Genomic DNA, 16,809 nt, shown 5'->3' on the forward strand with positions numbered 1-16,809 from the left:
CGCCGAATGCCCATCGAGCCAAGGCCCTGTGACAATGCCCAACCCCTTCAATTCCGTGCCGCCCCTGCCGCGTATCTACGCCCTGGATCCTCAAGAGGCGGAACAAAGCTGGGAAAGTGCTCCGCAGTTGCTGGCCGCGCTGAATGCTGCGCGGCTGGGCGCATGGTGCTGGGAAATCGACACCGGCCGGATCAGTTGGTCGCGGGGCACCCAGGCGTTGTTCGGCTTCGACCCGCGCCAGCCGTTGCCCAAGGACCTGGACTACCTCGACCTGCTGGCACCGGGGGACCGTGCCAGGGTGGTGCGGGCGTTTCATGCGGTGCTGGCTGGCGAGCCGACCGAGCACGCCATGCACCATCGCATTGCCTGGCCCGATGGGACCCAGCACTGGCTGGAGATCAGCGGCAGCCTGGTGCCCGACAAGTCCGGCCGGCGCCAAATGATAGGCGTGATTCGCGAAATCACTCAGCGCAAGCATGCCGAACAAGCGCTCAAGGACAGTCAGGAACGCCTCGACCTGGCCCTGGATTCGGCGCAATTGGGTACCTGGGACTGGCACATTCCCACCGGCATGCTCTATGGCTCGGCACGCGCCGCCCAATTGCACGGCCTGCCGCCGGAACCGTTCCATGAATCCTTCGAAGCGTTTTTCGAAGGCATGCCCGACGAAGAGCGCGAGAACATGCGCAACGCCTATCGCACCCTGCGCGAGGGCCCGGCCGGCAGCTACCAGCTGACTTACCGCGTGCCCATGGAAGACGGCAGCTCGCGCTATCTGGAAAGCCGTGCGCGCCTGTACCGCGATGAACACGGCGCACCGTTGCGCATGGCCGGCACCCTGCTGGACATCACCGACCAGGTGGAACGCGAACAGCGCCTGATCGCCTCCGAAGAAAAATTCGCCAGCCTGTTCCAGGCCAGTCCAGACCCGATCTGTGTGACCTGCCTGGACAACGGCGCGTTTATCGAGATCAACCCCGCCTTTACCCAGACCTTTGGCTGGACAGCCGCCGAGGTGATCGACAAAAGCGCCGAGCAGATCGGCCTGTGGGATGAGTCGAGCAAGCGCCTGCAGCGGATCGAGCGGGTCATCCGCGAGCAGGCGCTGAGCAATGTGGCGCTTGTGGTGCATCACAAGGACGGCCAGAGCCTCACCTGCGTGGTTTCCAGCCGCCTGATCAAGGTCGGCGACCAGCCGTGCATCGTCACCACGTTGCGGGACATCACCCAGCAACAACGCTCGGAAGCCGCCCTGAAGGCCAGCGAAGAGAAATTCGCCAAGGCGTTCCATTCCAGCCCCGATGCGATTTCCATCACCGAGCGCGACACCGGCCGCTATGTGGAGGTCAACGACGGCTTCTGCCGCCTGACCGGCTACCGCGCCGAGGAAGCCATTGGCCTGACGTTTTACCAGATCGGCATCTGGGCCGACGAAAACCAACGCGCCGCATTGTTGGCCCAATTGCAGATCAAAGGCCGTATCAGCCACCTGGAAATGCTCTGGCACAACAAGCGCGGCGAGTTGCTGGCGGTGGAAGTTTCGGTGGAGCCCATCACCTTGAATGAAACCCCGTGCCTGCTGCTGACCGCCCGGGACGTGAGCCTGCTGAAAAACGCCCAGGCGCAGATCCGCCACCTGGCCTACCACGACCCGCTGACCAACCTGCCCAACCGCGCCCTGCTGATGGACCGCCTGAGCCAGCAAATCGCCCTGCTCAAGCGTCACAACCTGCGCGGCGCGCTGCTGTTCCTTGATCTTGACCACTTCAAGCACATCAACGATTCCCTCGGGCATCCGGTAGGCGACACGGTGCTGAAAATCGTCACCGCGCGCCTGGAAGCCAGCGTGCGCATGGAAGACACCGTGGCGCGCCTGGGCGGCGATGAATTCGTGGTGCTGTTCAGCGGCCTGGAGGGCTCGCGCATGACAGTCAGCCGCCAGGTGCAGGGGCTGGCCGATACCCTGCGCGAGCTGCTCTCGGAGCCGATGTTCCTCGATGGCCACCGCCTGCAAGTCACACCGAGTATCGGTGTGGCGCTGATTCCCGATCATGGCTCCACGCCGGCGGACTTGCTCAAGCGCGCCGACATCGCGCTGTACCGTGCCAAGGATTCAGGACGCAATACCACGCAGATGTTCCACAACAGCATGCAGAAAACCGCCAGCGAACGCCTGCGTATGGAGACCGACCTGCGCCTGGCCCTGTCGCGCGGTGAGTTCAGCGTGCACTTCCAGCCGCAAGTGGATGCGCGTGGCAACAAGATTGTCGGCGCCGAGGCGCTGGTGCGCTGGCAGCATCCGCAACTGGGCGCGCAATCGCCGTCCGAATTTATCAAGGTGCTTGAAGACAGCGGCCTGATCCTTGAAGTCGGCACCTGGATCCTCGATGAAGCCTGCGCCGCCTTTGAACTGTTGATCGCGGAAGGCTTGATAGACCCGTTGAATTTCAGCCTGTGTGTGAACATCAGCCCCCGGCAGTTTCGCCAGAACGACTTCGTGGAGCGGGTCGAACGCAGCCTCAAGCAGCACCAACTGCCGTTCAGCCTGCTGAAACTGGAAATTACCGAAGGCATCGTGATCCAGAACCTGGACGACACCATCAGCAAAATGCGCCGCCTGAAGAAACTCGGCGTCAGCTTTGCGATGGATGACTTCGGCACCGGCTATTCATCGCTTACCTACCTCAAGCGGCTGCCGGTGGACGCGCTGAAGATCGACCAATCCTTCGTACGTGACGCCACCCATGACCCCAACGACGCAGAAATCATCCGCGCCATCGTGGCGATGGCCCGCAGCCTGAACCTGGAGGTGATTGCCGAAGGCGTGGAAACCCAGGACCAACTGGCCTTCCTGCAGGGCCTGGGTTGCCATTTGTACCAAGGGTATCTGCACAGCCGGCCGTTGCCCTTGATCGGGTTCCGGGAGCGTTTGCTGGCGGGGGAAAGTCGGGGTTAAACCAGTTTCAGCGCGCGGCCGTCCTTTCGCATCCAGCGCGTGTCTCGCAAGTCGCGCTTGTCGCCATAATCATCAAAGGCGCCCTGAACAACGGCCACCGAATGTCCGTAGTTCGCCAGGGTCCCGGGCACACCTGCCGCCAGTTCCTGCACGCTGCTCGGGCGGATGAACGCGTACAGACCTAGGCGGCGCAACGCATCGCCGGGCATCTCACCGTCGTTCAACGTTTTCAGTGCCGCGTCAAAGCCGGCGCCGGCGCGAAACTCGTGATTCTCCAGCTGGGCACGTTTGGCGCTCGCGGCGTAAAGGAACACGGCGTCGTCAACCAGCCCCTTGTCCGTCCCGTAGAAGTTGGCCGCCGCACGCGCCCTTTCCAATTCGGCGTGAGTCAGGCGCACCGTGCAGCCATCGCGCATGGTGACGGTGAACCCTTGCGGCGTCTCAGTGATTCGCTTGAAGATCCCCAAAGGGTTTTGGCCGTACTTCATCATCGCCGCCTTGATCGCCGACACCGTGACACAATTGCCCTCCACACCCTGATAGAAGCCACCCCAGATATCGGCAGGTTTGGCGCCGATGGGGGCTGCCTGGAATTGCGCGGGTCTGGCATTGGGCTCAACAGGCTGATCTAAGGCAAGCTGATAGCCATAGTCCTTTGTGACAGCCGCTTGTTCACCACTGCTGTGTTTGATGCCGCCTAACACCAATGCACCTGAAAAGTTAGAGGGGCCGACGACACCGATGCCGTGGGGATCGCGCAGCTTTTCGGGTGGCACAAGACGTAAAAAGCCGGTCAGGCCCATCCCTTTTAAAGTGTTGTAAATGGTTTCTCCCCCCAGAGTGCCCGACAACGCCGCATCAAACTGAACCTCGCGCACAGCTTGCTTGCGCTTGGCGAAGGCCGTCAGCATGAAATTGGCACTGCAGACCATTTGTGCGTCGGGGCCGGTAAACCGCGAAACGTTGGCGGTATGCTGCAACTCTTGCCTTGACAAAGTCACCTCAAAACCATCTTTCATGGTGACGTTGTACCCGTTCTGCGTCTTCTCGACTTTTTGTAACATCTCACAGGGAGACCGACCAAACCTGAGCATCATCATCTTGATCACTGCGGTATGGCTGCTCAGGTCGAACGTTTCGCCAAAATTTCCCGTGGGTACGGTGAAACCCTGCAGAACCTCGTTGGCCTGAGGTCGCGTATCCGTTGTGTTCGGGCCAACCTTGGGCAGGACAATAGGTTTCACGGGGGCAGGCAGGATGCGAGGCCTGGGTGCGCCATCACTTACCAGCGTGTACATAGCACTACGATCCGGCGAACGCTGCCTGCCGAAAAGGTGCGCCTGGCCGGCATGGATCAGCGAGGAGCCAAAATCGTAGCTGTCCGCCACCCCCGACCCGCCATTGCTGATAACCGTCGCGGTGGGTACGTACTGGAGATGGCCGGACAAACCCATGCCCTTGAGCATGTTAAAGGTGGTTTCACCTTGCAAAGAACGGGTCAAGGCCGACTCGAAACCGTGCACATCACCGCCGTTGCCGCTGCGCAGCTGTTTACGCTTGGCGAACACCGCCAACGCGAAATGGGCACTGTTCAGTGCATCACTGTCAGCCCCGGTAAAACGTGAAGCAGCGGCCGCCTGTTGCAACTCCTGCCTGGAAACATGCAGTCGGTAACCATCTTTCATTGTCACGTCATAACCGTCGCCGTTGTCCTGTACCTCGTTGAACATATCGCCAGGGTGCGCGCCAAACGTCAGCATCATCAGTTTGATCACTGCGCTGTGGGAACTCGCATTGAAATGCTCGCCGAAGCCGCGTTCAGAGGCTTCAAAAGCGGTAAGGTCAAAAGGTTCTTTTTGAGTGCTGCTTGCTGATTGCGCCGTCGAGCCGGTTGATCGAGAGAAAGATTCAATTGCAAACGTAGGCATATCATTAACTCGTTTATGAAAGTAGTGGAACGCGCCCTTAAAAAGACGTGGGAGGATCGACGCTAGATCAACGCGATGGCTTGCCCATCGGTCGGCTGGCGGCCTTGTCTGCCGTAGTTCTCCTCGCGCCCATCCACCACGGCTACCGAGTGTCCGCGCCGGTTGACCATACCGATCAACGATCGGTCAGCGAGGGCAAGCGCCGGAACACGCTGCATGTGATCTTTCAATCCCAGACGCTTTAAACCTTCCCCCGGTCCCCATTCGTCTTCACGATCATTAAGACTGTCTATCGCTGCTCCAAAACTGCGGCGCGCCCATCCGTCGTTATTTTCCATCTGCGCACGCTTGGCAGAACACGCAAACAGAAAGTACGCATCCTTAAGCATTCCCCAGTCATTCAATAAAACAAACCCGGAACGTAGGCTGGCCTGGTCCAACTCTGACTGTTTCAACTGCAACTCGAAATTATCGCGCATGACAACCTTATAACCCTGCGCAACTTTCTCAACCGACTTGAAAATATCGGTCGGGCTTTGACCGAACTTCGCCATCGCCGCCTTGATCGCCGAGACCGTTACGCAATTCCCAAGTTTCCCTTGGCGAAAGCCATCCCAGATGTTGTTGGGCTTTACACCGTTACGCTTAGTCGAAAGCCCGTGAATGGACGGGTCTTGCTTATCGAAGGGTGCCGCGTCTGGAAGGGGCTGCACGCGCGGCAGCGGTAAGTCGTCGTGCTTCGGCTCGGGCGGGCGTGTGTCTCCAAACAGAAGGTTGTGCAACGGCTTGAAGAACCCACCGAACAGGCCGCTCAGCATGCCCATCAGGGCCGCGGGGTGGGGGCCATTGCCGAAGCCCTTGGGCTTGATTTCCGTACGGGGAGCAGGGCGCGCGGTTCGGCGGCGGTGCGTGACTCTCGCATTCGTCGCCGCACGAACTGAACAGCCAGGCGCCCGGTTGAGATCCAGGGTTGGCCGCTGGCACTCTCTACGTCTTATCGATGACATGTTTCACACCTCACTGAGTGCTCCCTGGCCGAGGGGCCAGAGAGCCAACATTTATGTTCAATCTGTCAGGGCAGCAGGCTCAGTAGCGTGAGCGCAGGCTTGGCCTGGCAGCGGTGCGATGCTCATCGGGGCGCCTCCGGGAGTGCCTGACGGGAGCATCCTCCAAGTCATCAGGTGCAGGGGATGTGAGGTCCGGTGTAGTAGGTGTCTCAGGCTGCGGTTCAACTGGGGTCAAGGTGGTCGCATCCCGCTCCGCGGGCGGCTTGGGTTCTGCCTTGTCAACGGTTGCAGGGGTGACGTGAGGCTGCGGCGATGGCGTATCATCGCGCTTCGGATTGGCCGTTGACTGTGGCGACGGCGGGTTGTCGATCTGCGTGGTCACCGCTACCGGTGAAGAGGATGGCGCATCAATTCTTGGGGTGAGCGCGGGTTCGCGCGCAACTTTTTCGCCTGTCTGCGGGCAATGACAATTCTGGACCTGCACCGACACGTTGATATCTGCAGACGGCTTGTTGGTTTGCGCGGATTCAGCGAGCGGCGGCGTCGCCGGCCTGGCGCTGAGCTGACCGTCAGGGCCAGTCGCCAGTTGAGTACGCCCGAACGGCCTTACCTTCACGTCCGGGCCGGGCTTCACCTGTGGCTTGGCATCCGTTTGAGGCTCGATGTGAGGCTTGGCGTTTGCATGCGAAACGACCTTGGAGTCAGCGCCAAGCTTGCTTTGAGCCTGAGCTATCTGTTCACCGGGTAACTTGGGCAGCACCCCCATGCCGGCGAGCATGCTACGCATGGCCTTGACCGCGTATTCAAACATGGCAAATAGCCTTTCCATGGTTTCTTTGTTCACGGTGACGGTGTTTTCTTCTGCCGCCCGACCCGTATGTTGTAGAAACTCACTCACACTGCTCGCCGACGAAGATACTTCGAGCGGCTTATTTACTGGCACGGATGGCTGATGAGGTTTCGCATATTCTGCATTCATCGGCGCGAAGGGTTTGGTCGATACATTAGACATTTAACATTCCTCAGGCCGCCCAACTAGCGCATTGGCTGGCGCGCGACACTTATTGACTGAGTGGGAAAACAACGGTGAGCTCAACAAGCTCGCAAGATTCGTGGGTTGAAACCACGATGAGTTCCGACGACTCCAAACTTATATAAGGAAACCAAATGCCCGACAGGGATGTTTGCCTATGGACAATCCATTAACAATCGAGACTTTGCACACGCCACGCGCCCCAGCAACTGACACTTAAGGCAACACCGTGGCGCGAACGCAACTTCAAGACAACAACAAACCTTTTTAAAACGCACGACGTATGTTAGTTGCGCGCACAGCTATCTAATTAACCGACCGACATGCCTAAGTTAATTAAAACCTCGTAGCAATCAACTCAACGGCTCATGCTTAATTGCATATATCCCGCAACAACACTGTTCCCTGCACCATCCATCATCACTGCACACCCGTCTAAACAGCGTGCTGTTGCGGCCCAAGGTAATCGTTCAGACAAAAAAAAGCGCCTTTCGGCGCCCGTTACAGCGAAGGATGAAACACTTATATATATGCACCTAATCTTGCGACACCATGATCTGTGCATGTTGCCCAGGCATGCCCAGCAACCGTCCGACCTGCCCCAGATCGGTCTCCCTACGCATCAGCGTAAACAGGTCCACGGCCTCCGGGTAATTGCGCGTCAGCATTGCCAGCCATTGCTTCAAACGCCCCGGCGCTTGACGCTCAGTCAGTTGCGCCACCGATTGGGTCCAGAAATCCTGGAGCATCGGCTGCATCTGCGCCCAAGTCATCTCGACCACCTCCTCGCCCGCCCGCGCGGCGGCAATCTGCCGCGCCAGGTCCGGACGCGCCACCAGGCCACGGCCCAGCATGATGTCTTCGGCACCGCTGATTTCGCGGCAGCGCTTCCAGTCTTCCACGCTCCAGATATCGCCATTGGCGAACACCGGCACCTTGACCACGTCCTGCACCCGCGGGATCCATTCCCAATGGGCCGGCGGCTTGTAGCCATCGGTCTTGGTGCGCGCATGCACCACGATATGCGCCGCGCCACCTTCGGCCAGGGCCGTGGCACAGACCAGGGCGCCGTCCGGGCTGTCGAAGCCCAGGCGCATCTTGGCGGTCACCGGAATATGGGCCGGCACCGCGCGGCGCACGTGTTCGACGATCTGGTTGAGCAGCTCCGGCTCCTTGAGCAGCACCGCACCGCCACGGGACTTGTTGACGGTCTTGGCCGGGCAACCGAAGTTCAGGTCAATCACTTGCGAGCCCAGTTCGCAGGCCAGGGCGGCGTTTTCCGCCAGGCACACCGGGTCGGAGCCCAGCAACTGCACACGCAGCGGCACGCCGGCAGCGGTGTGGGCGCCGTGCAGCAGTTCGGGGGCGAGCTTGTGGAAATAGGCAGGCGTGAGCAGGCGATCGTTGACACGGATGAACTCGGTCACACACCAGTCGATACCGCCGACACGGGTCAGCACGTCCCGCAGGATGTTGTCGACCAACCCCTCCATGGGCGCCAAAGCAATTTGCATGGATAACACTCAACAAAAATCGTGGCGCAGTTTACTGGGTTTCCCACAACAACCGTTAACCCCCGGTCAGGGCGGGGCCATAACCGTCGAGAAACTCCGGCGGCATGCGCTTGGGCTTGCCGCTGGACAGTTCGATGCAGACAAAGGTGGTGTTCGCGCGCAGCAAGGTGACCCCATCACGCGGGCGCAACAGCTGGAAGCGGCGGGTCATCTTCAGCCGCCGGTCCCAGTCGACGATCCAGGTGGCCAGTTGCAGCTCATCGCCTTGGTAGCCCGCGGCCAGGTAGTCGATCTCGTGGCGCACCACCGCCATGGCGCGGTCCAGGCGGCGATACTCGGTAAGGTCAAGGCCCAGGCGCTGGGAGTGGCGCCAGGCGCAGCGCTCCAGCCAGGACACGTACACCGCGTTGTTGGCGTGCCCCAGGCCGTCGATGTCTTCAGGAGCAACCTGCAGATCGATGATAAACGGCGTTGCCAAATCCCAGCCCATGCCTTGCTCCCCGTCGATTAATGTCGGCGGGGAGAGTGTATCAGGCCGTTTGCAGCGTCTGTAAACCACAGCCGGCCAGCAGCGAAAGCGTCGCGTCGATCACCCGTGGGTCGGCCAGCACTTTCTGGTGGCCGCCCTGCTCCAGGCGCAGCAGGCGGCTGTCGAACCAGGCTTCGTGAATGGCTTGAGAGGCTTTGACGGGGACGAAGGTATCGTCTTCGGCATGCACGATCAGGCCGGGGATATTCATCTGATAATGAGCCACATCCAGATGCTTGAGCGGCATTCCGAACGTCAGCTCGACTTCCTGGATAAACGCTGAGCGTGCCCGTGCCGGCAAACCGACCATCGTGGTAAAGCCGCGCAGCGCATCCAGAAAGCGCGACGGCGCGGCGATACTCACCAACGCCTCGGTGCGCAAGCCCAACTGCACCGCCAGCATCGCGCTGGCGCCGCCCATGGAATGGCCGATCACGGCGTGCAGCGGCGGCAATTCGGCGGCGGCCTCCAGCATGGCGCGGGCGAACAGCAACACATGCGCTTCGCGCCCTGGCGAACGGCCATGGGCGGGGCCGTCCAGGGCAATCACCGAATAACCGTTGTCGACCAACGCGGTGATCAGGCTGGCGAACTGCGTGGGCCGGCCTTCCCAACCGTGCATCAACAGCACCGTGGGCCCCTGCCCCCAACGCAAGGCCGACAAGCCGAAGCGCAAGGTGATGCGCTCCGATTGCGCCAGCAGCGGCAGTTCCCAGTCACGCGGCGGCAACGTGCGCGGCGTCATGAAGGCACGACGCATGTTGTTGGCGACCGTTTGCGGGGCCAGATGGCCCAGCGTGCCGTTGATGCGACGAACCCAGGTCAGCGTGCCCATCAGCAGAGCCCTCTTCTAGCGTACGGCCGACTTGGCGGCGCGCAGCACGCGGTCAGACAATTCCCCCGGCCCCAACGCGCGGGCCAAGGCCAGGCCACCGATCATCAGCGCCATGTCAGCCAGCGCTTTGTCGGTGTCTTCAGGGCTGACGGCGAGTTGCGCGGCCATCAGTTCGCAGTGCTCGTTCAGCGCCTGGCGAAATTCATCCGGCAAACGGCTCATCTCGCCGACGGTCGCCGGGATCGGGCAGGCCTGAGCCGTGGAATCACGGTGCTTGCGCGACAGGTAGAACGCCGCCACCAGGCTGCGACGCTCTTCCCCGGCCAGCTGTGGATCGATGTCGTCAATCGACGCGCGACGCTTGGCCAGCAATTCGGTGAACGCCTCCAGCATCAGCGCGTCCTTGCTTTCAAAGTGTGCGTAGAAACCACCGACGGTCAGCCCCGCCGCACCCATGACTTCACCCACACTCGGCTCGGCCGGGCCACGCTGGATCAGCGCGGCGCTGGCGGCTTGCAGAATACGTTCGCGGGTTTGCGCTTTTTTATCGCTCATCAAAGCCTCCGTTTCTCAAGGGTTGAATATTATTATCACAATAATATTTGGCAAGCGACAGGCATGACCATTGGTCAGAAGAGAACACGCAGGGGAGAAGAAGAATTGGCCAAACGCCAGACAAACAAAAGGGCCATTCAATAATTGAATGACCCTTAAAAATCCCGCAAAGCGGGTAATCGTGGCGTCCCCTAGGGGACTCGAACCCCTGTTACCGCCGTGAAAGGGCGGTGTCCTAGGCCACTAGACGAAGGGGACACAAACCTTCTGTACAACCTGATCAAGCGATGCCCGATCTGTTCAAGGACGGTGTGGCCAAGCCTTGAACCTGTAGATTGGTGGAGCTAAACGGGATCGAACCGTTGACCTCTTGCATGCCATGCAAGCGCTCTCCCAGCTGAGCTATAGCCCCGGATTTTTCGTCTCGCGACGCAGCAGACCTTTCGAGCTGCTTGTTGAAACTGGCGTCCCCTAGGGGACTCGAACCCCTGTTACCGCCGTGAAAGGGCGGTGTCCTAGGCCACTAGACGAAGGGGACAAAACCTTCTGTACAACGGATCAGTGCTGAGAACTGATCAATTCAAGGCCGGTGTGGCCAAGCCTTGAACCTGCAAATTGGTGGAGCTAAACGGGATCGAACCGTTGACCTCTTGCATGCCATGCAAGCGCTCTCCCAGCTGAGCTATAGCCCCTCATCGGTGAGGACGGGGCGAATCTTAATGGCGGTTTGGAAGTGTGTCAAATTTATTTTCAACAATTTCCAAAGTTTTTTGCCGGGATAACAATCACTTACCGGTGAAACCCCGGAAAACCGGGGTTTCACCGTTACGGTGGCCTGCTTAAGCGATAGCGCCCAGCAGCTTTTCCCATTCCTTGTTTTCTTTCTTCGACACACCACCCAGCAAATCAAGGGCTTGGCGCAGACGGAAACGGGTCAGGTCCGGGCCGAGAATTTCCATTGCATCGAGCACCGACACTGAACTTGCCTGCCCGGTGATCGCGGCAAACATCAGCGGCATGGCGTCGCGCAGCTTCAATTCCAGGGATTCGACCACCGCCTGGATCGTCGCGGTGATCGCCTCCTTCTCCCATTGGCGCAGGCCTTCCAGTTTCCACAGGATCAGTTGCATCAACTGGCGCACCTGGTCGCCGGAGAGCTTCTTGGATTCGAACAGCTTGGCATCCGGGTTCACGCCACCGGCAAAGAAAAAGCTGGCCAACGGAGCGACCTGGCTGAAGGTCTCCACCCTGCCCTGCACCAACGGCGCGATCTTCATCATGTACTCGGGGTTCAACGCCCATTGCTGCACGCGGCTGGCGAACTCTTGCACCGGCAGGTCACGCAGCCACTGGCCGTTGAGCCACGACAGCTTCTCGATATCGAAGATCGGCCCGCCCAGAGACACGCGCGACAGGTCGAAGTGGTCGACCATTTCCTGCAGCGAGAACTTCTCGCGCTCGTCCGGCATCGACCAGCCCATGCGGCCCAGGTAATTGAGCATGGCTTCCGGCATAAAGCCCATGCGCTCATAGAAGGTGACCGAAGTCGGGTTCTTGCGCTTGGACAGCTTGCTCTTGTCCGGGTTACGCAGCAGCGGCATGTAGCACAGCTGCGGCTGTTCCCAGCCGAAATACTCGTAGAGCAGGATCAGTTTCGGCGCCGATGGCAGCCACTCTTCGCCACGCAATACGTGGGTAATGCCCATCAAATGGTCGTCGACCACGTTGGCCAGGAAGTACGTCGGCAGGCCGTCGGTCTTCATCAGCACTTGCATGTCCATGCGGTCCCACGGGATCTCGACGTCGCCGCGCAGCATGTCCGGCACCACGCACACGCCTTCGCTCGGCACTTTCATGCGGATCACGTGGGGCTCGCCGGCGGCGAGGCGCCGCGCCACTTCTTCTTTCGACAGCAACAACGCGCGGCCGTCGTAACGCGGGGTTTCGCCACGGGCCATCTGCTCGGCGCGCATCTGGTCCAGCTCCTCGCTGGTGCAGAAGCACGGGAAGGCGTGGCCCATATCGACCAATTGCTGGGTGTACTGCTTATAGATGTCGCTGCGCTCGCTCTGGCGATACGGGCCGTGAGGGCCGCCGACGTCCGGGCCTTCCGCCCAGGTAATGCCCAACCAGCGCAGGGCATCGAAAATCTGTTGTTCCGACTCGCGGGTGGAACGCAGCTGGTCAGTGTCTTCGATCCGCAGGATGAATTCACCGCCGTGCTGCTTGGCAAAGCAGTAGTTGAACAAGGCGATGTAAGCAGTGCCGACGTGGGGATCCCCAGTAGGCGATGGCGCGATGCGCGTGCGGACGGTGGTCATGGCAGGTCTCGAATGGGCGATATAACTGAAAATTGAAACAAGGGGCGGATGGTAACACCCGCGTGGGGGATTCTGGGAGACCGAGGTGCTGCCATCGCAGGCAAGCCAGCTCTCACATTTGAATGTATTCACAGATCAAACTGTGGGAGCTGGCTTGCCTGCGATGACGCCAGTCCAGTCAATGCAGATCAGACAGCCAGAAGCCGCTCGCGCAACTTGCCAATCTCATCGCGCGTCTGCGCCGCCGCCTCGAACTCCAGGTCCCGGGCCAACTGGTACATCTTCTCTTCCAGTTGCCGAATCCGCTTGGTGATTTCACTCGGCGAGCGCAGTTCGTTCTCGTACTTGGCGCTTTCCTCGGCGGCCTTGGCCATGCCTTTGCGCTTCTTGCTGCGCGAACCGGGCACAGTGGCGCCTTCCATGATGTCGGCGACGTCCTTGAACACGCCCTTGGGCGTGATGCCATGTTCGAGGTTGTAGGCAATCTGCTTGTCGCGACGGCGCTGGGTCTCGCCGATCGCGCGCTCCATGGAGCCGGTGATGCGGTCCGCGTACAGAATCGCACGGCCATTGAGGTTACGCGCCGCGCGACCGATGGTCTGGATCAGCGAGCGTTCGGAGCGCAGGAAGCCCTCCTTGTCCGCATCGAGAATCGCCACCAGTGACACTTCCGGCATGTCCAGGCCTTCACGCAGCAGGTTGATCCCCACCAGCACGTCAAAGGTACCCAGGCGCAGGTCGCGGATGATTTCCACGCGTTCCACGGTGTCGATGTCCGAGTGCAGGTAGCGCACGCGCACGCCGTGGTCGGCCAGGTAGTCGGTCAAGTCTTCGGACATGCGCTTGGTCAACGTGGTGACCAATACCCGCTCTTCCAGGGCCACGCGCTTGCCAATCTCCGAGAGCAGGTCGTCGACCTGGGTCAGCGCCGGACGGATTTCGATTTCCGGGTCCACCAGGCCCGTCGGGCGCACCAGTTGTTCGATCACCCGGCCAGCATGTTCGGCCTCATAGTTGCCGGGCGTCGCCGACACAAAGATGGTCTGCGGGCTGATCGCTTCCCACTCATCGAAGCGCATAGGCCGGTTGTCCAGCGCCGACGGCAGGCGGAAACCGTACTCCACCAGCGTCTCTTTACGCGAACGGTCGCCCTTATACATGGCGCCGACCTGCGGCACGCTGACGTGGGATTCGTCGATCACCAGCAGCGCATCGTCCGGCAAGTAGTCATAAAGGGTCGGCGGCGGTGCGCCGGACTCGCGGCCCGAGAGATAGCGCGAGTAGTTTTCGATGCCGTTGCAGTAGCCCAGCTCGAGGATCATCTCCAGGTCGAAGCGCGTGCGCTGCTCCAGACGCTGGGCTTCGACCAGTTTGTTGTTGGCGCGCAGGTACTCCAGGCGCTCGGCCAATTCGGCCTTGATGCCCTCGATGGCGCCCATCAGGGTTTCGCGCGGCGTCACGTAGTGGCTTTTCGGATAGAAGGTGAAGCGCGGCAGTTTGCGGATCACCTCGCCGGTCAACGGGTCGAAGGCCGACAGGCTCTCGACTTCATCGTCAAACAGCTCGATGCGGATCGCTTCCAGGTCGGATTCGGCCGGGTAGATGTCGATCACATCACCCCGCACGCGGAACGTGGCGCGGGCAAAATCCATGTCGTTGCGCGTGTATTGCAGGCTGGTCAGGCGGCGCAGCAGCTCGCGCTGGTCGAGTTTGTCGCCGCGGTCGACGTGCAGCACCATCTTCAGATAGGTTTCCGGGCTGCCCAGGCCGTAGATGCACGAGACCGTGGTGACGATGATCGCGTCCTTGCGCTCCAGCAACGCCTTGGTCGCCGACAGCCGCATCTGCTCGATGTGGTCGTTGATCGAGGCGTCCTTCTCGATAAAGGTATCGGAGGACGGCACGTAGGCTTCGGGCTGGTAGTAGTCGTAGTAGGAAACGAAGTATTCCACCGCGTTGTTCGGGAAGAACGCCTTGAACTCGCCGTACAGCTGCGCGGCCAGGGTCTTGTTCGGTGCCAGCACCAGCGTGGGGCGGTTGATCTGCGCGATCACGTTGGCGATGCTGAAGGTCTTGCCCGAACCGGTCACCCCGAGCAGCGTCTGGTGGGCCAGGCCGGCCTCGATGCCTTCGACCATCTGGCGAATGGCTTCCGGCTGATCGCCAGCGGGTTCAAAGCGGGTGACGAGTTGGAAATCCGACATAACGTACCTCGTGTAATCACCCCCGGACTGTAGACCCGTCGAGGACGAAATAGACCACCACCCGCGAAAATTCAAAGCGCGCAGTAGGAAAAAACCATGATAGCCATAGAAGTGGAGGCGAATGTGTCGGGTTTCAAGGTAGTCGTCCTACGCGCCCTGTCCGATCTCGGCTGCAATAAGACTAACGGTCGGCAAATAAACCGAAAAACTTGGCCGAAAAGCCTTTTCCGCTGTCGCCCTCGCCCGTGATGGCCTCTATACTAGCTCCCCGTTTGTGCACCGCTCTAGTGCATTCGGCTGGAGCGCGACACGTCCCTCCCTTCCCCCATAGAGCTGCCGCAAAAATGAGCCTGTTCTCCGCTGTCGAAATGGCACCACGCGATCCAATCCTGGGCCTCAACGAAGCATTCAACGCCGACACACGAACCACCAAGGTCAACCTTGGCGTGGGCGTTTACTGCAACGAGGAGGGGAAGCTTCCACTCTTGCGTGCCGTTGCCGAAGCGGAAGCCACTCTTGTGGCGCAACACGCCGCCCGTGGCTACCTGCCGATCGACGGCATCGCCGCCTATGACAAGGCTGTGCAAACCCTGCTGTTCGGCGCGCAATCGCCCCTGCTCGAAGCCGGCCGCGTTGTCACCGTGCAAGCCGTTGGCGGCACCGGCGCGCTGAAGCTGGGCGCCGACTTCCTCAAGCAACTGCTGCCAAACGCCGTGGTCGCCATCAGCGACCCGAGCTGGGAGAACCACCGCGCCCTGTTCGAAACCGCCGGTTTCCCGGTGCAGAACTACCGCTACTACGACGCCGCCACCCACGACGTAAACCGCGCCGGCCTGCTCGAAGACCTCAACGCCCTGCCGCCACAGTCCGTCGTGGTATTGCACGCCTGCTGCCACAACCCGACCGGCGTCGACCTGAGCCCGGCCGATTGGCAAAACGTGCTGGACGTGGTCAAGGCCCGGAACCTGGTGCCGTTCCTCGACATGGCCTACCAGGGCTTTGGCGACGGCATTCACGAAGACGCCGCTGCGGTGCGCCTGTTCGCGGAATCCGGCCTGACCTTCTTTGTGTCCAGCTCGTTCTCCAAATCGTTTTCGCTGTACGGCGAACGCGTCGGCGCGCTGTCCATCGTCGGCGACTCGAAGGAAGAAAGCGCGCGCATCCTGTCCCAGGTCAAGCGTGTGATCCGCACCAACTACTCCAACCCGCCAACCCACGGCGCGGCCATCGTCGCAGCGGTGCTCAACAGCCCTGAGCTGCGTGCCCAGTGGGAAGCCGAGCTGGCCGAGATGCGCCTGCGCATCCGTGGCATGCGCGAGCAGATGGTCGCCGAACTGGCCAAGGCTGCGCCGGGCCACGACTTCAGCTTTGTCGGCCGCCAGCGCGGGATGTTCTCCTACTCCGGCCTGACCGTTGAGCAAGTCACCCGCTTGCGCAGCGAATTCGGCATCTACGCCCTGGATACCGGGCGTATCTGCGTGGCGGCGTTGAACCAGTCGAACATCAACGCGGTCACACAGGCAATCGTTCAGGTGCTGTAACCGGTAGCCGTTGTACAAGAAGGGGAAGCCGATGGCTTCCCCTTTTTCGTCTCAAGCCCCTAGACTGAACCTCGACCGCCCCTTTGCTGTGAGAACCCTATGAGAAACGACGACCTGGACCTGCGTGCCGACCGCGACGAACTGGACCACTTCACCCCACGCGCGCCGCAAGCCAAGCGCCAGAAAAGCCTGGTGCTGCAAGTGGCGCTGGGGGTGTTTCTGGGTGGGCTGGCGCTGTGGTTGGTGCAATTAGGTGCCACGGCCATCGTGGCCAAATTGGCCATGGGCACCCTGCAATTCGGGGGCTGATAACGATCAAACTGTGGGAGCTGGCTTGCCTGCGATGCCAGCACCGCGGTGTATCAGGCAGACCCGGCTGATGCTAT

General features: G+C 60.7%; 12 protein-coding genes and 4 tRNA genes. 3 read left to right on the top strand and 13 right to left on the bottom strand.

Translation table 11 applies throughout. The features are described 5' to 3' along the window. The first annotated feature begins 34 nt into the window (after nucleotides 1-34). Nucleotides 35-2,956 carry a GGDEF domain-containing phosphodiesterase gene (locus KVG91_RS03365; protein ID WP_169377659.1) on the top strand — a complete coding sequence of 974 codons (2,922 nt, stop codon included), beginning with the start codon at nucleotides 35-37 and terminating at the stop codon, nucleotides 2,954-2,956. On the opposite strand, the gene KVG91_RS03370 is transcribed toward KVG91_RS03365, so the two are convergent. The 13 genes from KVG91_RS03370 to uvrB form a co-directional block, all read right to left on the bottom strand. Beyond that, nucleotides 2,953-4,884: a hypothetical protein gene (locus tag KVG91_RS03370; RefSeq protein WP_169377660.1), complete on the bottom strand. Its 1,932-nt coding sequence runs from the start codon at nucleotides 4,882-4,884 to the stop codon at nucleotides 2,953-2,955. The genes KVG91_RS03365 and KVG91_RS03370 overlap by 4 nt on opposite strands. 62 nt (nucleotides 4,885-4,946) lie before the next feature. Further along, nucleotides 4,947-5,708 (bottom strand): hypothetical protein, encoded by a 762-nt coding sequence (locus KVG91_RS03375; protein WP_178115217.1) that lies wholly within the window; start codon nucleotides 5,706-5,708, stop codon nucleotides 4,947-4,949. A 262-nt stretch (nucleotides 5,709-5,970) separates the two neighbouring features. After that, on the bottom strand, nucleotides 5,971-6,903 hold the full coding sequence (locus tag KVG91_RS03380) for a hypothetical protein (RefSeq protein WP_169377661.1): 933 nt from the start codon (nucleotides 6,901-6,903) through the stop codon (nucleotides 5,971-5,973). A 557-nt stretch (nucleotides 6,904-7,460) separates the two neighbouring features. Next, the gene (locus tag KVG91_RS03385; RefSeq protein ID WP_169377662.1) at nucleotides 7,461-8,438 is read right to left on the bottom strand and encodes a tRNA dihydrouridine synthase; all 978 of its coding nucleotides are present in this window, start codon (nucleotides 8,436-8,438) and stop codon (nucleotides 7,461-7,463) included. A gap of 55 nt (nucleotides 8,439-8,493) precedes the next feature. Continuing rightward, nucleotides 8,494-8,928: an acyl-CoA thioesterase gene (locus KVG91_RS03390; protein WP_169377663.1), complete on the bottom strand. Its 435-nt coding sequence runs from the start codon at nucleotides 8,926-8,928 to the stop codon at nucleotides 8,494-8,496. A 40-nt stretch (nucleotides 8,929-8,968) separates the two neighbouring features. After that, entirely contained in the window at nucleotides 8,969-9,802 is an 834-nt protein-coding gene (locus KVG91_RS03395; RefSeq protein ID WP_169377664.1) for an alpha/beta hydrolase, read from the bottom strand. A gap of 15 nt (nucleotides 9,803-9,817) precedes the next feature. Beyond that, complete coding sequence (locus tag KVG91_RS03400) at nucleotides 9,818-10,357, bottom strand: TetR/AcrR family transcriptional regulator (RefSeq protein ID WP_169377665.1); 540 nt, start codon at nucleotides 10,355-10,357, stop codon at nucleotides 9,818-9,820. Between the two features lie 182 nt (nucleotides 10,358-10,539). Next, a tRNA-Glu gene (locus KVG91_RS03405) sits at nucleotides 10,540-10,615 on the bottom strand. 78 nt (nucleotides 10,616-10,693) lie between these two features. Continuing rightward, a tRNA-Ala gene (locus KVG91_RS03410) sits at nucleotides 10,694-10,769 on the bottom strand. 50 nt (nucleotides 10,770-10,819) lie between these two features. Next, a tRNA-Glu gene (locus KVG91_RS03415) sits at nucleotides 10,820-10,895 on the bottom strand. Between the two features lie 78 nt (nucleotides 10,896-10,973). Further along, nucleotides 10,974-11,049, bottom strand: a tRNA-Ala gene (locus tag KVG91_RS03420). A 147-nt stretch (nucleotides 11,050-11,196) separates the two neighbouring features. Continuing rightward, nucleotides 11,197-12,678: a glutamate--tRNA ligase gene (gene gltX / locus KVG91_RS03425; RefSeq protein WP_169374981.1), complete on the bottom strand. Its 1,482-nt coding sequence runs from the start codon at nucleotides 12,676-12,678 to the stop codon at nucleotides 11,197-11,199. A gap of 188 nt (nucleotides 12,679-12,866) precedes the next feature. Beyond that, nucleotides 12,867-14,882, bottom strand: a complete 2,016-nt coding sequence (gene uvrB / locus KVG91_RS03430) for an excinuclease ABC subunit UvrB (RefSeq protein ID WP_169374980.1) — start codon at nucleotides 14,880-14,882, stop codon at nucleotides 12,867-12,869. A 344-nt stretch (nucleotides 14,883-15,226) separates the two neighbouring features. Here uvrB and KVG91_RS03435 point away from each other — a divergent pair, with 344 nt between their 5' ends. Further along, nucleotides 15,227-16,423 carry an amino acid aminotransferase gene (locus KVG91_RS03435; protein ID WP_169374979.1) on the top strand — a complete coding sequence of 399 codons (1,197 nt, stop codon included), beginning with the start codon at nucleotides 15,227-15,229 and terminating at the stop codon, nucleotides 16,421-16,423. A 99-nt stretch (nucleotides 16,424-16,522) separates the two neighbouring features. Continuing rightward, a complete protein-coding gene (locus tag KVG91_RS03440; RefSeq protein WP_169374978.1) occupies nucleotides 16,523-16,732 on the top strand; it encodes a hypothetical protein in 210 nt (69 codons plus the stop codon). Nucleotides 16,733-16,809: the final 77 nt, after the last annotated feature.

The organism is Pseudomonas azadiae (assembly GCF_019145355.1).
Taxonomy (GTDB): Bacteria; Pseudomonadota; Gammaproteobacteria; order Pseudomonadales; family Pseudomonadaceae; genus Aquipseudomonas; species Aquipseudomonas azadiae.

Excerpts from the sequence above, each read along its gene's own strand:
- KVG91_RS03380 (WP_169377661.1), bottom strand. The coding sequence starts at position 6,903 with ATGTCTAATGTATCGACCAAACCCTTCGCGCCGATGAATGCAGAATAT.
- KVG91_RS03395 (WP_169377664.1), bottom strand. The coding sequence starts at position 9,802 with ATGGGCACGCTGACCTGGGTTCGTCGCATCAACGGCACGCTGGGCCAT.
- KVG91_RS03435 (WP_169374979.1), top strand. The coding sequence starts at position 15,227 with ATGAGCCTGTTCTCCGCTGTCGAAATGGCACCACGCGATCCAATCCTG.
- KVG91_RS03385 (WP_169377662.1), bottom strand. The coding sequence starts at position 8,438 with ATGCAAATTGCTTTGGCGCCCATGGAGGGGTTGGTCGACAACATCCTG.
- gltX (WP_169374981.1), bottom strand. The coding sequence starts at position 12,678 with ATGACCACCGTCCGCACGCGCATCGCGCCATCGCCTACTGGGGATCCC.
- KVG91_RS03400 (WP_169377665.1), bottom strand. The coding sequence starts at position 10,357 with ATGAGCGATAAAAAAGCGCAAACCCGCGAACGTATTCTGCAAGCCGCC.
- uvrB (WP_169374980.1), bottom strand. The coding sequence starts at position 14,882 with ATGTCGGATTTCCAACTCGTCACCCGCTTTGAACCCGCTGGCGATCAG.
- KVG91_RS03370 (WP_169377660.1), bottom strand. The coding sequence starts at position 4,884 with ATGCCTACGTTTGCAATTGAATCTTTCTCTCGATCAACCGGCTCGACG.
- KVG91_RS03375 (WP_178115217.1), bottom strand. The coding sequence starts at position 5,708 with ATGGGCATGCTGAGCGGCCTGTTCGGTGGGTTCTTCAAGCCGTTGCAC.
- KVG91_RS03365 (WP_169377659.1), top strand. The coding sequence starts at position 35 with ATGCCCAACCCCTTCAATTCCGTGCCGCCCCTGCCGCGTATCTACGCC.
- KVG91_RS03390 (WP_169377663.1), bottom strand. The coding sequence starts at position 8,928 with ATGGGCTGGGATTTGGCAACGCCGTTTATCATCGATCTGCAGGTTGCT.
- KVG91_RS03440 (WP_169374978.1), top strand. The coding sequence starts at position 16,523 with ATGAGAAACGACGACCTGGACCTGCGTGCCGACCGCGACGAACTGGAC.